We start from the raw sequence: 15,960 nt of genomic DNA on the forward strand, positions 1-15,960 counted from the left end.
TTATCCTGCAGGTGGAAGTTTTATAACCATTTAATATTTTATTCTTCCAGCGTGGAAGTATCTCCTGTCGGAAGGCCAAGCTCCCACGATTTTAACAGGCGCCGCATAATCTTGCCGCTCCGTGTTTTTGGAATGGAATCTTTTACTTCCATTTCCCTTGGCGCAGCATGGGCACTGAGGCCGGTTTTTACAAACTGCCTGACTTTTTCAAGCAATTCTTCTGATTCTTCATAGCCCTCATTCAAAGTGATGAAAGCTTTGACAATTTCTCCGCGTTCCGGATGCGGTTTTCCAATCACACCTGCTTCCGCTACCGCAGGATGTTCAATTAATTTACTTTCCACTTCAAACGGTCCAACCCGCTCCCCGGATGTATTGATTACATCATCCAGACGGCCCTGGAACCAGAAATAGCCATCTTCATCCTTATAAGCACTGTCGCCGGACACATACCAGCCATTAATAAAATAGCTCTCATATTTGCTTGGATTATTCCAGACAGCACGCATCATTGCCGGCCAGCCTTCTTTGATGGCCAGATTTCCCATTTGATTTGGCCCCAGTTCATTTCCTTCCTGGTCGACAATGGACGCTTCCACACCTGGGATTGGTTTTCCCATCGATCCGGAGCGAATTTCCATGGATGGGAAGTTTACAACCAGATGCGCTCCGGTTTCTGTCATCCACCAAGTATCGTGAATGCGGAGGCCGAATGCATCTAGTCCCCAAGTAATTACCTCCGGATTTAAAGGCTCTCCCACACTCAAAATATGACGGAGGGAAGATAGATCGTGTTTTTTCACTGTTTCTTCCCCGGCACTTACCAATTTTCTGAGTGCTGTTGGCGCTGTATACCAAACGGTCACATTATATTTATCCAGCGTTCCATACCAGTCATCTGGTGTAAAACGGCCGCCGCGAACGACATTCGTTACACCATGCAGCCATGGGGCAAAGATGCCGTAGCTTGTGCCTGTCACCCAGCCGGGGTCTGCAGTACACCAGTAAACATCATCTTCTTTTAAGTCAAGCACCCATTCTCCGGTGGCATATTGCTGAATCATCGCATTATGCACATGATAAATACCTTTTGGCTTTCCAGTGGAACCGGAAGTGTAGTGAATCAGCATGCCATCCTCCAAATCCACCCATTCAATGGAAAAATTGGTGGACGCTGCTTCCATTTCCTTATAAAAATCAATATATTTTTCACCGTTTTCATCGTGATTTCCGACTAGTACTATCTTTTCCAGGTCAGGCAGTTCATCCTGCGGAACCCGGTATAGTAAATCAGGCGTAGTGATCAGCATTTTGGCTTCGCTGTCTTCCAGGCGATCACGCACTGCCTGCTCCATAAATGCTTCAAATAATGGTCCTGCAACAGCACCGGTTTTCATTATGCCAAAGAATGCAGCGTAAAACTCCGGACTTCTCGGCATGAATAAAAATACCCGGTCACCTTTTTGAATGTCGTATTTTTTGAGTACATTGGCAAACTGATTACTTTGATTCCGCAGTTCGCCGAATGTTACTTTTTCCTCCCTGTCCGGAGAGGAGTATAATAATGCCGCTTTATCTTTCTTATTGGGATCTTCTGCATGCCTGTCCACTGCTTCATGGGCCATATTTACTTTTCCTGTTTCATTCCATGAGAAATGCTTCTTCATATCCTCCCATGAAAAATTTTCCCGCAATTTTTCATAGTCTTTGAGATTATGATCCCCTTCTCTTGCCGGAATTTTTTGTGTCTCCATCCAATCACCTCATTTTAAAGTTTGAAATCGATTACAAAGATGCAAATCTTCCCCCGAAGCCTCCCCATGATGTCTGTTAAGGAAAGAAAGGCGATTGATCTGCCATGATGTAATTAAATTATTCATATAATTTGTGAATTAGTTCCATTTTAGAACATTTTATGACATTTTTAAAGGAATAACTATAAAAAATATACATGTGGGACATGGGGACAGGTTTACTGTCCCAGTTATTTATTTTTTCAAAATTTGGGACGTGGAACCTGTCCCTGTGTCCCTTAGTTTGTTAATATAAATGTACGGATAATGGATTGGCCGCAGTTCTTCAAGCTCAGCCAAAAATTAAAGTCCTTTTTTTAGGAGACAGCAATCAGTTGCGGTAACAATATTTTACTTTCAAACTATGGGGGGTGTGGGGCTTATGAAGTTTCATGCAAACAAAGATATAACGTACCGAGTCCTGATTTGGACGTCAGCATTGCTATTTTTTGGACTTTCTGCGGGTCTCTTCATACCTGTTTATAATGAAGCCGGGTTGGCTGCAAGCTTAATTATCTCCCTTATATTGGGTATCAGCGGCTTGTTTATTTTGTGGTTTTGGTTCTGTACTTTTTATATAGTGACAAACCATGTTTTAATCATTTATTTTGGTCCCTTTAAACGTAAAATCCAACTAGATTCTATTAAAAAAATCGAAAAAACTTATGCACAAATAGCATCCATCGCCCTCTCAAAAGAACGTTACTTTATATATTACAATACCTATGATTATACGATCATCGCACCTGAGGATATTGAAAAGTTTGTACAGTTTATTAATGAGAGAAGATCAAATCCAGTTGAATTTTTAAAATAGAATGATACCAAGACTTTGCGTTTCTCCAGAAAAAACGCGAAGAATCACGAATTAAGCAGATGGCGGTTATTTATTCATCCTGTATGGGAAGACATACTGCACTCATAGCGTCATTCTTTAATTATCCGCCCTTCTGCAACAGGATCCCCTTTTGCCGTTTTGTTTTCGAGCATTTTCACGAAGAGAACAAATTATTAATAAATAATCTGTTGGGAATTTGAAGAACCAGCCTTCCTTTATACCCTGCTTCACTTGAACATTTTCTTAACCTTGGATCTGCTGCGAATTCCCTATTTTTAAATAAAAAAGAATCCATTTCTGACAGGGTTAATGTACATCCACTAACCAACAGAAAGGATTCTCTTAATAGCTGCTTTACCGAAAATAACACGCTTCGTAAATGTGAATGGCCAATGATGAGTTTCCTCCATCGTTTGATACCGTAATGCTTAATGTTTTAAGAACTTTATGATATTTAAGGGCTTGCATAAAAGTTGTTAAACACCCGAATCTTAAAGACGATAGAATAATCTGCTTTTCCTAACCAACTTTGTTTACACTATTTTTTTAATCATACTACCAGTCAAGAAAATTAACAGACTTACAGGGAAGCTTAAAGCTTCACAAAAACTATGGATTAAATATTTTAAATAAAACTTTCAAATTGAGATATTTTCTTGTACAATCTTTTTAGAAGTTAAATTAGTTTTAACTTAGGATACAGCTATGCTTCAGTAACTACTTCCATTGGCTCCTGAAGACTGGCTTCGTGGATTTTCATTGGACCCGGTTCATCGGGGTCTCCTGCTAATTCGACTGGTGAAAGTAAAAAAGTTAACACCATTAATGACAAAATACTTTTTTTCATTTTAACACTCCTCATTTAAAATTTTAAGATTGTATTATAATAATACCAAACTTTTTAGTAAATTTCAGTTTTAATTAAAAAATTTTGGAGGTTTTTTTATGATCACTGGATCACTTATAAGAAATATGCGCAAAAAGAAGAAATTAACCCAACAAGAAGTGGCTTCTCAGTGTAATATATCAGTTGCAACACTCTCTAATATAGAAACCGGAAAAAATGTCAAAATAAAAGACCATGTCTTAAATTCACTTATCAATATTCTTGACATTGACAAAACAAATTTACAAAATCAAAAAGCTGATTGTCTGGATATGAAAAGAACACTTAAAAATCATTTAATCAGATCTTCAATAAATATTGAACAGTTAAATGAGTACCATGACGATCCCCACTTGGATATAGAGCAAAAGCTTGAACTTCTTCAAAAATACAACGATTTAAAGGAGTTTAAAATTGCAAAAGAATTAATTAAATCTATTAAAAAACACGCTCAAGACAAGGAAAACTTAATCAAATGCCACATTGAAGAAAGTAAGATGCACATACACAATAAAAAATATCTGACAGGTTACAACGTCTTGAAAAAAATTGAAGATATTGCTGAGTCTATAGAAGAAGATATTGAATTAAAGATCCGGTTCAAATATAACATGATCCTCTGTGAAGAAAAAATAGGAATACTTGCAAATCACTTAAATGACATAGATTCTCTTATAAGTTTAGCCCAATCAATTAACCATTATAGATATTTAACTATGTTATTAATAAAAAAGGCTATCTATTTACTAAATTCCCAAGAATACAAGTTGAGCATTAACACTTTTTTTGATGCCTTAAACAAAGCTTATAATATAGACGATAAACAGCTTATTTCAAAAATATGGCATAATCTTGGTTATATTTTGTACGAAAACTCGGAAAAACATGATGCACTCAAATGTTTTAAAGTGGCAAAAGAAATTAAACAAATGATAAATGACAGAGCTGAATTATTGAGAACCGAAATATTTATTATTGAACTTGACGAAAACGTTATCAACAAGAAACAAAACTACCTTGATTTAAAAAATGAATGCATGAGATTAAATCTCATTGAAGATTATTTCACTATAGTTGATAAACTCATTTCATTTGAAAGTAATGATCAAAATAAACTATCATTTTATATTAAAGCAATAAAAGAACTGGATGAGAAAATATGTGATGAGAGATCTATCCCTATATATATAGAAATTTCTAAAAGAACCAGGGTGTTGGATCCCAGGACATCGTATGAATACTTCATAAAAGCTCTGGAACTGAGGGATAAATATGAAATAAAAATTCCTATTCAACTATGACTGCTGCGTTTATCGGGATCATTGCCAACAGTCCGTCGCCCCAGTTATGTCCCTTAAGCCCTCTATCCAATATATCCCAAGGATGTGAGGGCTTTTTTTACTTGGCCTTTCTTCATGCGGTTTTAAATTTAATCGTCTTTTAAATTTTAAACTGAAAAATTTAACTATGCACATCGCTTCGGTCATACACTAAGACGGAAAGTACAATAAAAGCTATACTGCTGATGACAAGCGCCATAATTGGCGTGAGATATGGAGGAGGCTGCCCTCCTCCAAAAATGCCTGGAGCTATATTCCACAGAATAAAATGAATAGAGTTATATGGAAAATAAAGGGCATATTCTGTTCCCATTATAATTAATCCTGAAATAGTAACAGAAATACCGAGAACGACTGAAGGAATATAACTTTTAGCTAAGATACTAACAAATATAGCAATAGGAACAAGCATCCAATGGGCTATAATCGTGATCGCGCTCATTAAAAAAAATGAAGATAACTGACTCATTGAAATAGGATCGGGAATAATGAAATAACCAACAATCAGCATCCCTAACATCAAAAGAAGAAAAGTAAAAGTAATTAAAACAAGACAAACAATAAATTTCCCAATAAAATATTTAACTCTCGAGTAAGGATACATAAATAACTGGTTTATAGTTTTTTCATGATATTCCCTGACAAAGAGATAACCAGCAAGAACAGAAAATATAACTGGACTCATCAAAAATGACAGATTCCAGTTCATAAAGTAATACTGCTCCCATGTCATCTCAGACTGGGTCATTCCAAGCGAATTTATCAGTAAAGGCACACCTGCACCAACTAAGCATAAATAAAGAATCTTTGTTCTTTTCAATTTATAAATCTCCGTCATTGTAACTCTAAACATCAAATTCACTTCCAGTCTGTTCAATAAAGTAATCTTCTAATGAACTTTCATGAATGGAGGAATGGATAATATTAATATTTTTATCCATTAACTTTCTATTAATAAAAGCAATTTCATCAAGCTTTTCATAAATTCTTATTGTTCCCTGCTCTACAACATGATAATTGTAGATATTTAATTCTTCCTCCAAAAGTTTACAGCACCGTTCTTCTTGATCAACTTTTAATTCTATAAACTGGCGGCTTCGCTGATTAATTTCCCAAGTGCTTAATTCTTCTAGAAGTTTACCATTTGAAATAATCCCAATAGTTGTTGCTAATTTATGAATCTCGCTCAGAATATGACTGGAAATAACAATTGTTATGCCATATTCACTTGATAAAGATTTGATGAGTTTCCTTATCTCTTTTATTCCAAGAGGATCAAGACCATTAAATGGTTCATCTAATATAAGCAATTCAGGTTTATGGATGAGTGTCCTGGCTATGCCCAGCCGTTGTTTGGTACCGAGAGAAATTTCGCTGACTTTTCGGTCTTTCATTGAATCTATTCCTACTTGCTTAATCACATCCTGGACTGAATTCTTATCATTATAGCCCATTAAATAATTATGCATCTCTAAAACCTCTTTAACTGTTAAATTACCGTAAAAACCCGGAAATTCAATAATTGCGCCAACTCTCTCATACAATTCTACATTTTTATTATTTAATTCTTCTCCAAACAGCTTGATGCTGCCGGAAGTTGGCTTGATAAGTCCAGAGAGCATGCGAAGCGTTGTTGTTTTTCCTGCTCCATTTTTCCCTAAAAAGCCATAAATCTCACCTTTTGATATCTTCATACTCACTTTATCGACAGCTTTAACCTTTTTATAATTTTTTGTAATTTCTTCTGTTTTAATTATATAATCCATAAATTTCACTCCACACTGTTGTTTAATGGAATTTTCATAAGGCTATTAATGTCCCGGTTTTCCTTCAAATTATCTATCCGCTTACTGTCCATGCCTTAAAATCGTTCATACCAATGCAGCCTGACTATTGTAATAGGTTATTCTATTATTAGTTTTTTTCAGACAGGAACTGCCTCCTAGATATATATTTTTAAGTATGAAAAGTCCCGGTGCTTTAATCTTTTAATGGGAGACTAAAAGAAAACTTGGTTTTTTTATAAGGCTGACTCTCAACAGTAATTTTACCTTTATGCATATCCACCAATTTCTTTACTATTGTCAATCCTATTCCATTGCCTTTTATTGTATTGTTGCGTGCATGATCTCCTGTATATAAACTATCAAAAATAAATGGGAGGTCCTTTTTAGGAATTCCCGGTCCTTCATCCCATACTGAAACCCATACTGCAGTATCTATTTTATTTACAGAAACACCAATTGTTTTTGATTCTCGTCCATAAGTTAAAGAATTAGAAATAAGATTACTCAAAATTCGTTTCAATGATATTTTATCTCCCTCAACATAAACGGGTTCTTCAGGCAAGCAAATAGTTGGTTCCAGCTCCAGCTTTTGAAATTCATGATAAAACGAAAGAATTTCTTCTTCGACTACTTCACCAATATTTATCTTTTTAAATTGTCTTTCGATCCCTCTATATTCAAGTTTACTTAACTCAAAAAAACGTTGGAGCAGCTGCGACAGATGTATAGTTTTATTTAAAATTATATCTACATATTTCTTTTTCTTCCCCTGACTAATTTCAGGATCTTTTAAGGCTTCTGTATAACCGGTCATTGAAGCAAGGGGGGTGCGGAGATCATGGGAAATATTAACGATAAACTCTTTTCTTTCCAGCTCAAATTTTGCTTTATTTCTTCTAGTCTCCGCGATAACACTGACTAATTTATTCAAATTTACATATAGTGATGTCACAGTTGGATCTATTGACTGATAATGAAATTTTCTGAGGGAATTTCCATTAATCACTTGTATTATATTGCTATTTAATTTTTGCAGATAACGGAATTGTATCAGGAAATATATATTTAACAACATGCTGGATAACAATAAAAAAATAATGATAGAGTACGGGATCATTCGCTATTTCCCCCTAATTTATAACCTATACCCCAAACTGTCTGAATATAATTTGGTGTAGAGGGGTCTTCCTCCAATTTCTTTCTAATTCTGCGAATATGTACTTGAATGGTGCTAATATCGTTTATATATTCCTCTCCCCAGGCATACTCAAAAATCTGACTCTTAGAAAATACTTTCCCCGGATTTGAAAATAACAATTTTAACAATTTATATTCCTTAGCTGTTAGTTCAATTTCTTTATCACCTGAATATAGTTTATAGGTCCGCAAACTCAGGGTCAGATCGCCGTAAACCAACTCCTCTTCCTGAAACGGTTCTGTGCCCAAATTATAGTCATTTCTTCTTAATAAAGCTTTTACCCTTGCAACCAGCACTTTGATATTAAAAGGTTTCGGCAAATAATCATCCGCACCTAAACCCAGTCCGATAATACTATCTGTATCTTCATTTTTTGCAGAAATAACTATAATAGGCGTCTGTTTCTCCCTTCGGATCTCCTGTAACAGATCCAGACCATTTTTTTCAGGTATCATAATGTCTAAAACGATCAGATCGTACGTTTGTTTTTCTATCATTAACGATGCTTCTTTTCCATCATAAGCAGAATCTACCTGAAGCAATTCTTTTTCCAGGACATCCTTCACTAACTGATTCAGTTCCAAATCATCTTCTACAACTAATATACGTTTATAATTCATTCTCTACTCCCTCTGAATATTAAAGTTGTCTTCAACATGCGCTTGTTTTCTTAGTATTTCAGAAGTTCATAAACACCCATGTTAGTGGTGGAGATATTTTTTCACAACCCAGCATACAGTTTATTTTAATAGGGGTGTTTTCATGCTGGCAATCAGGTTTAAACTTTTGAACTTGAATGGTACGCCGAGTAAATAGCTCTTACCCTGAAGTAATGGTGTTTATTGACTCCAGCCATTCAAGTGCATTTATTCATGATGTGTAAACTTCCTGTAATGTTTCAATTTGAGGAAATGTTTGAATTCCATTATTTGCTTATTTATAGTACTTCTTCTAAACCTCGGTTAATTCCTTCATTAAAAAAATATGCAGAATATTATGTTAACCTGTTCTGCAAAATAACATCTCCGGCTGGTTTGTTAAACTTTTAAGAATGCTCATAAATGCGTATATCTCATTGAGTCTTCAGACCGCCGGAAATAAAAATCCAATATATAACTTATTTCCATTGTGACTAGCTTTTAAGGCGGTTTAATATGAGTCAATACATGGTTCCTTTATGTGAAATTGGTAACAACAAAAAATAATAGAAAACTTATAAGGTATACCCCAAAGAATATCAATGATGCTTTCCCCAAACCGTGTTTAAAAGAAAACATTTCTGAGAAACCATGGTTAAAAAGGTTAAATATAAATAAAAATATAGAAATACCCAAAGAAAAAACTGTTACGACGAATAGCAACCGTTCCAATATAATTCCCTCCAGTCAATCTTAATTTACTATGTATTATATTCTCTTTTTGAGTGACTGAAAACTTGTCAAGTAAAATTTAAGATATTTATTTTACTTAATTAAGGAAAAAGTAAGGATTTTTATTTTACAGTTATTTTTTTAATAGACTTGCTATGTTTTTGCTTATAGGAGATAGATATCTGTCATTCTTAATACTTCAGATTTTGTATCGTTCCGGACACCCTGGTCTTAGCTGCCAGCGCTTTTCCTTCATCTTTCGGCACTTCAACCCTGAAGAATACCGCATGCTCTGTAAGCGATATTCTTCAGGACTATAAGAGAATGCTGTCATTTTGGAAGCTGTATGAAGCAAAAGACGGGCAAAACACTGCTTTGCTATGAACTATTGGACTGCTCTATGCTCTATAGTTTCCGTTTGTTTATTAAAGAGTTCATAATACATTCCTTTTCTGGCCATTAACTCTTCATGCGTACCAGATTCACGAATAGCCCCATTATCCATAACGATAATTTTATGGGAATCCATAACAGTAGCTAGGCGATGAGCAATGACAATCCTGGTAATACGTAAATCATCAAGATTTTCATGAAGTTTAAATTCTGTCAATGTATCCAGTTGACTCGTAGCTTCATCTAAAATTAATAAAGATGGTTCCCGAACCAATGCTCTGGCAATAGCTAATCGCTGCCGCTGACCTCCCGATAAACTTTGGCCATTTTCTCCTATAATTGTTTTATACCCTAGAGGCATTTGTTCAATTTCAAAGTCAAACATTGCAATTTTTGCTGCTTTTTTAATTTGATCTGCGGTTAAATCCTCAAAATAAGAAATATTTTTCTCGATTGTATCATTAAATAACATTGTGTCCTGAAGCACTATCCCCATATTTTTTCTTAATTCTTTAATGTTTAGTGATTCAATTTCCTTATTTCCATATTTTAAAGTTCCAGCAGTAGGATTGTATAAGCCAAGAATTAAACGGGATAGGGTTGTCTTTCCACTTCCTGTTGCTCCAACGATGGAAACCTTTTCTCCGGGACTAATAGTTAAATTGACATTTTTAATAACAGGCGGCATATTCGGTTCAAAAGAAAAACAGAGGTTCTTAAGTGTAATTGGCTTGGATAAATAATTCCCATTATAATCCGAATCTCCGCCAATTTTCTCAGGAGTACTTTCCATTACATCCAGCAACCTTTCAAAAACACCCTTAGTATACTGGAAAGATTGAATACTGCCTACAACCGAACCAATTGGACCCAAGAATGTATTAGAAAGAGTAATAAAGGCTGTCAAGGCACCTATTGTAAGGTTTCCGCCCACTACTTGATAAGCACCTGTTACCAAGATTATGAGCGGAGCAATGATAGAGATGCTGCCTAATAAATTCCCTATTAATCCACTGAATTGAGCTTTATTATTATAAACTTGCATTTGTTCACTAAATACATTAGACCATCTATTGACCACGCTTTCCTCGGATCCACTCGTTTTTATAAACATCATTGCACGTATAGATTCGTTTAAATGACTTTGTGATTCAGATAACTTTTCCAGCTCCAGTCTGGTTAATTTTTGAATTCTGGACATTGAAATAAACATAAGTATAAGCTGGATCGCCCCTATAACATACATTACAAGAGCCAATGACGGAGCATAAAAATACATAACTGCTCCACAGCCTATAATCATAAAAATATCCAATATTAAAGAGGATCCGCTTCTTGCAAGAATTTCCCGTATAGTGTTAATGTTATTCATTCTAGTGGTTAAATCACCAGTTGTTCTTTGTTCAAAAAAGTTTATAGGTAATTTAAAGAGATGATTAATAAAATCATGAGATAATTTCCTGCTTATTAAGACCTGCAGCTTCACTCCCAAAAACGTCCGCAAAGATGCAATTATTAAGAAACTTATAAAAAGAATACCCATCCCGATAATAAATATATTTAGTAAGTGCAGTTGTTCAGCCCCTATAACTTCATCAATAACAATTTGAATTAAAATTGGAGGAGCTAAACTTATTAATTGGGTAACCACAGACAGTAGTAATATGGTTATTGTTATTTTGGGATTAATAAAAATATATTTTATATAATAAAGCAGTTGATTATTTTTGCTGTTACCTACCCTATTATTTTTTTCGGGAGGTGAAAATGTAAATATTAAACCACTGAAGCTTTTATAAAATTCTTCAAATGAAAGTTTTTTTCTTCCCTTTGCGGGATCCAGGATAGTAAATGTCTTGCCAGTTACCTTTTCCAACACAACATAATGGAAATCATCCCAATGAAGGATAGCGGGACATAAGCTGTCACTTAAATCCTCCATTTTTGTTTGATACACATTGCATGTAAAATTATAATCTTCTGCAATCTTTTTGAGTGTAAGTGCAGTTAATCCATCCCGTCCTGTGGAGTTATTTTCCAGGATCTCTTTAAAAGACACCTTATTTCTGTAATATCGAAATATCATTGCTAAACTGGCTGCGCCGCAATTGCTCTGTGAAGTTTGTCCAATAAAAGGAACCCTCTTCCTTATCCGCATAATATACTCCTTTTAAAATTTATTTCATAAATAAAGCCCGTTCAACCAAAATCATTTCTTAGGTGGTTCAAGCCACAGTACTGAAGGAGTGGTTGGTCTGAAAGTTTTTAGTAATGCTAAACCAATACCTGATAAACCAGTCATAAGACCAGGTGTTTCACAGTCTCCGGATATCCCGCATTTCCATCCTCTTTTTTTAATATCTGACAGAACATAATTGAAAGCGTTATCCGAAGTTGCTTTCCATTGATCGTTTCCAAGTAGTTCTGCTGCATATCTAATAATTTGCGCATTTCCTAAGTCGCCATGACATAAACTATGATTTCTCCCGAAGCCATATTGTATAGTTGAATTAATTCCTTTTTCAATTTCACTTTTAACGACAGAGTCATAAATATCAGATTCACTTAACAGCAGCCTGTTTAACAAAATACCAGGTGCACCATGACACCATGCTGCTGCACTTTCCTGGTTTTCAAACCTTAGATCCAGCCATTGTTCGTTTATGAAAAGTTCTCTTTCGTAAGTAAGACCTTTTTGCACAAACTGTAAATATTTTTTCTTTTTTGTTACTTGATATAGCTTGGCTAATGGCCATATAATACCGGAGACACCATGCGAGAAACCGGACAAAGGACTTTTGGCAGCACCTATCCACCCAACACCTTTTCCTGAACCTTGAGGGGAGGCTTTATCAATTAAGTGCTCAGCACAACTTTCAGCAGCTTCCAAAGCAATTGGATGTTTAGTATCTTCATAAATATTCAGGAATATAATTGCTGCCCCCGCAGCACCGCCAATTACATCTAAATTCCGGTCTTCCTTTATAAATGACTTTATAATTAAGGTCGATTCTATAATAAGTTCCTTTAAAGTTTCATCTTTCCATATAGAGGACAAGTGATGTAATAAGTACAATGAAGACGTAACACCACTGAACGCTCCAATATCACTTATAGTTTTCACAGAAGAAAGAGATTCCAAATAACGGACTATAGGAATGGTTGACTGTTCTGCTAATAATTTGAAATCTTCGCGTCCGGTAGCTTCACTTAAATAAGCAAAAAATAAAGCAATCCCGCTTAGACCATCATATAGATCAGCTCCTACCGGTGAAAGCGACCATTTTGTTTCATTAGTGCCTACCAGGTTCACCCCAACCCAGCAAACATCAGTTTTTTCCTTATTTATTCCGTGAACTGCCCTATCTTTCAAATATTCTCCTATGTTAATAGCTTCTTCCAATATTTTTCTTTTGTCCAGATTGTTTCCAATATCTTCAGACGGCACATAATGATTGTATTTAGTGTTAGGAAGTTCAGAAGTAATCCCTAACATAGACATACGAATAACTTGAATTTGTTCTTTACAATCTTTTTCAGACATATTTTTTACTTTTTCTATAGATACCGATAGACTATCATTTGGGAAAAAATCATTTATAATATCTTTTTCACTTCCATAAAGATGTTTTTCTCCCGGGCGTGTAGTGAAATAGGGAATATCTCCATTTAATAAATCTCTTTTCTCATAATAGGCTAATCTTTTTAAATAGGGATTAATTTTTGTTTCAAGCCATAAACGGTGAAAAAGAATGTCCCTTTCAATTCCATTTCTCATATAATCAGGATGGAAACTGATCCGCAGTAAATCTCCATAACGAGGAGTAGAGCGGGCTATGTATCTTACCTCCACTTGAGAGAATAGAGCCAATTGAGAAATGAACTCATGTTTATTTCTCATTAAGATGTAATAGGTTCTTTCAAACCCTTCAACAATATCTTCAATATAATCAATAACATTAATAGACCGGTTTTGGAACTGGGGCTTATTCTCCGAACTGGAAGACTTTATATACTTGGCTTCTATTCGCATATCATCCCGTTTTATGTTTTCTATTGCCGGCAGCTTTTTCGGTATGGTCTGGCCTTCTGTGGAACCAAGTGCACTAATATCCAGCCCTTCTCCTTCTTTATTCCTGTACATTAAAAAAGGCAGCACACCGGTAGCTGTTACAGATTTATTAAGGACATTCATGGTATTGATGTAAGCAGTATTTTCTTTGTTTGAGTACTTATATTCTTGATGAAACAAAGATTCAAGGTCAATTAAAACAGGGTATTCACCATGAGCAATGATATTTTCAGCGTGAAAATCCACTGCGTTCATTAAGTATAAAAGAGCAAGTTGCGTTCCGATTCTACTATAAAAGCGTTTAACCTGCTCTAAAGAATTGCATGCCTTATAATCGATAAACTCTACCCATCCGTACTCCTTTTTATTAATAATGGATGGTACAAATAGATGTTGGCTGCCTTCCAACTTATTAAACCATTGAATTAATTGCTGATATTGGTCATCAATATCCAGATTTCTTGGTTTATAAATAAAAGTCACATTATTATTAACTGTAATTTTGGCAACGGATGCCCCTTTTCTGTGAGAATCTCCCATCCCCATTTCAACTGCATCAACAGATTTAATTGTATGCTTAGGAACAAATTTATTTTCTAGTTGAACACGGTCTTTAAACAATCTTTCAATCAAGGTGCATAAATAATCCACCCAGTAGTCTGAACGGGTCATGATCAGTCTGATTAAGACCGGATACTCTTCATAAAGGTATTCCGAATACGCCTGGTTTGTCAGAACGTTATTTGTATAATAAGAAAAACGTGATTCAGAGTCATCTCCTTCCAACTCTCCTGAAATTCTGGAAATATTTAATTCTAAAATCAATACTTTGTTTGCAAGCATATAAAGATGCTCAATTAATTGCCTTATACAATCTGAAATAGTCTTTTCAGTTATCCAGCCTTCATTCATTTGATATTTCGAGGTTAATTTATTAATTTTAAGTCGAAGTTTATTCTCGGCATTAGATGCAAAAGGGTAAAAAAATGAGAAAAAAGGTACCGATGATCCTAATGAATGGAAACTTTTACTTGCTGGATTATAAAGACTTTCTTTTCTTTCCAATAATTTTAGATAATCCCGTTTAAAATTACTATTTGTATTATCATTGTGCTTGTTTGTAAGAATTCCTTTTAATTCTTTTATACCTATGTTGGAAATCGTTTGGATACAGTCCTCAAAAGAATTTACATCATCCATCCCAAAACTATTTTTCCAGTCATTTATTTTGTTATCAGCATAGTCACTATATTCACTGGACACACTAAATGGCATCACCTGTTGTTCTTCAATAAACAGATGTTTATAGCTCATTTAACCACCTCTTCTAAATTAATAAAGTAATTATAGAGAAGCAGTCGTTAACCTGACTGCTTCTCTGCTTTCTTAGCAAGTTAAACATGTAGTGTGTGTAGGACAAATCATACATTCCCAAGTTACCGTGCAAATATTTCCATCATTAGCATCTGATGGAGTCCACGCCGGCTCTACTTCACCAGCTCCAACGTAGCGGTTTAAATTTGCATCATCCAGTTCAGCAAAAGAATCTCCTACTGGAACGCTGGGAAGCCTTTCTTTTTGATCAGCAGACAATGATGAGCGATAACTAGCATCTTTCCAATACATAATAATTTCTTCCACATTCATAGTTTCTACACCTCCCTTAAAATGGAATAACTTCTTGGCATTCACCAAGTCAGGCAGGACAGATATTTTATTGCCCCGCGCAATTTGTTTCCCTCCTATATTTAATAGGAGTTTTTATAACATTCCGAAACCAATAAGTCCCGAAATATTATTACAAAAATTATAACCACCTGACATCACGAGGAATTTCCTGATTAAAACTACTTACATACTGACAAAATTCCAGATTATTAAACATATACCATTTGGAAGTAAGCATTTCACTATAAATTTTTAAGGTGGTATCGTAAAGTTTTTGAAATTATAAATAGTATCGGATGTATAATTATTAAAAAAGTGGGTTATCTAGTTATAGTTTGGATTTCATTAAATTTGGACTATTGTAACTATTCCCAGTCTACTGCTAACTCTGTGTGTACATATATTCTAGCAATTATATTGAAAAATTCAATAGTTTTTTTAAATTTTTATTAAAATTTTAGTATTAAATGTAATATACCTTAAAAAATTATGTATTAACTGAATAGAAAATAAAATTTATTAAAATTTCATTAAAATTTTATTGACTTTATACTAATTGCTGTATTATATTATTTTTAGATAACAAATTGCGTAAAAATTGTAATTTGTTTAAAA

At 34.6% G+C, this 15,960-nt stretch carries 11 protein-coding genes; 2 read left to right on the plus strand and 9 right to left on the minus strand.

Annotated features, from left to right (window positions below):
• Positions 1-38 precede the first annotated feature (38 nt).
• The gene (gene acsA / locus GHD25_RS06845; RefSeq protein ID WP_164215643.1) at positions 39-1,754 is read right to left on the minus strand and encodes an acetate--CoA ligase; all 1,716 of its coding nucleotides are present in this window, start codon (positions 1,752-1,754) and stop codon (positions 39-41) included.
• Positions 1,755-2,175: 421 nt separating this feature from the next.
• Between acsA and GHD25_RS06850 the strand changes: the two genes are divergently transcribed.
• Positions 2,176-2,610, plus strand: coding sequence for a PH domain-containing protein (locus GHD25_RS06850; protein ID WP_164215644.1), 435 nt, complete (start codon positions 2,176-2,178; stop codon positions 2,608-2,610).
• A 724-nt stretch (positions 2,611-3,334) separates the two neighbouring features.
• Here the strand turns inward: GHD25_RS06850 and GHD25_RS06855 are convergent.
• Positions 3,335-3,478 (minus strand): hypothetical protein, encoded by a 144-nt coding sequence (locus GHD25_RS06855; RefSeq protein ID WP_164215645.1) that lies wholly within the window; start codon positions 3,476-3,478, stop codon positions 3,335-3,337.
• A 98-nt stretch (positions 3,479-3,576) separates the two neighbouring features.
• Between GHD25_RS06855 and GHD25_RS06860 the strand changes: the two genes are divergently transcribed.
• Positions 3,577-4,818 carry a helix-turn-helix domain-containing protein gene (locus GHD25_RS06860; RefSeq protein ID WP_164215646.1) on the plus strand — a complete coding sequence of 414 codons (1,242 nt, stop codon included), beginning with the start codon at positions 3,577-3,579 and terminating at the stop codon, positions 4,816-4,818.
• Between the two features lie 160 nt (positions 4,819-4,978).
• Here the strand turns inward: GHD25_RS06860 and GHD25_RS06865 are convergent, their stop codons facing one another.
• The 7 genes from GHD25_RS06865 to GHD25_RS06895 form a co-directional block, all read right to left on the minus strand.
• Positions 4,979-5,710 (minus strand): ABC transporter permease, encoded by a 732-nt coding sequence (locus tag GHD25_RS06865; protein ID WP_346426775.1) that lies wholly within the window; start codon positions 5,708-5,710, stop codon positions 4,979-4,981.
• On the minus strand, positions 5,703-6,623 hold the full coding sequence (locus tag GHD25_RS06870; RefSeq protein WP_164215648.1) for an ABC transporter ATP-binding protein: 921 nt from the start codon (positions 6,621-6,623) through the stop codon (positions 5,703-5,705). The genes GHD25_RS06865 and GHD25_RS06870 overlap by 8 nt, the downstream gene beginning before the upstream one ends.
• A gap of 214 nt (positions 6,624-6,837) precedes the next feature.
• Positions 6,838-7,575, minus strand: a complete 738-nt coding sequence (locus GHD25_RS06875) for a sensor histidine kinase (protein ID WP_164215649.1) — start codon at positions 7,573-7,575, stop codon at positions 6,838-6,840.
• A gap of 182 nt (positions 7,576-7,757) precedes the next feature.
• On the minus strand, positions 7,758-8,462 hold the full coding sequence (locus GHD25_RS06880; protein WP_164215650.1) for a response regulator transcription factor: 705 nt from the start codon (positions 8,460-8,462) through the stop codon (positions 7,758-7,760).
• 1,135 nt (positions 8,463-9,597) lie between these two features.
• A complete protein-coding gene (locus GHD25_RS06885) occupies positions 9,598-11,763 on the minus strand; it encodes a peptidase domain-containing ABC transporter (RefSeq protein WP_164215651.1) in 2,166 nt (721 codons plus the stop codon).
• A 51-nt stretch (positions 11,764-11,814) separates the two neighbouring features.
• Complete coding sequence (locus tag GHD25_RS06890) at positions 11,815-14,991, minus strand: type 2 lanthipeptide synthetase LanM family protein (RefSeq protein WP_164215652.1); 3,177 nt, start codon at positions 14,989-14,991, stop codon at positions 11,815-11,817.
• 72 nt (positions 14,992-15,063) lie between these two features.
• Complete coding sequence (locus tag GHD25_RS06895; RefSeq protein ID WP_164215653.1) at positions 15,064-15,324, minus strand: plantaricin C family lantibiotic; 261 nt, start codon at positions 15,322-15,324, stop codon at positions 15,064-15,066.
• Positions 15,325-15,960: the final 636 nt, after the last annotated feature.

This window comes from Virgibacillus aidingensis (assembly GCF_010994035.1).
Taxonomy (GTDB): Bacteria; Bacillota; Bacilli; order Bacillales; family Amphibacillaceae; genus Virgibacillus_N.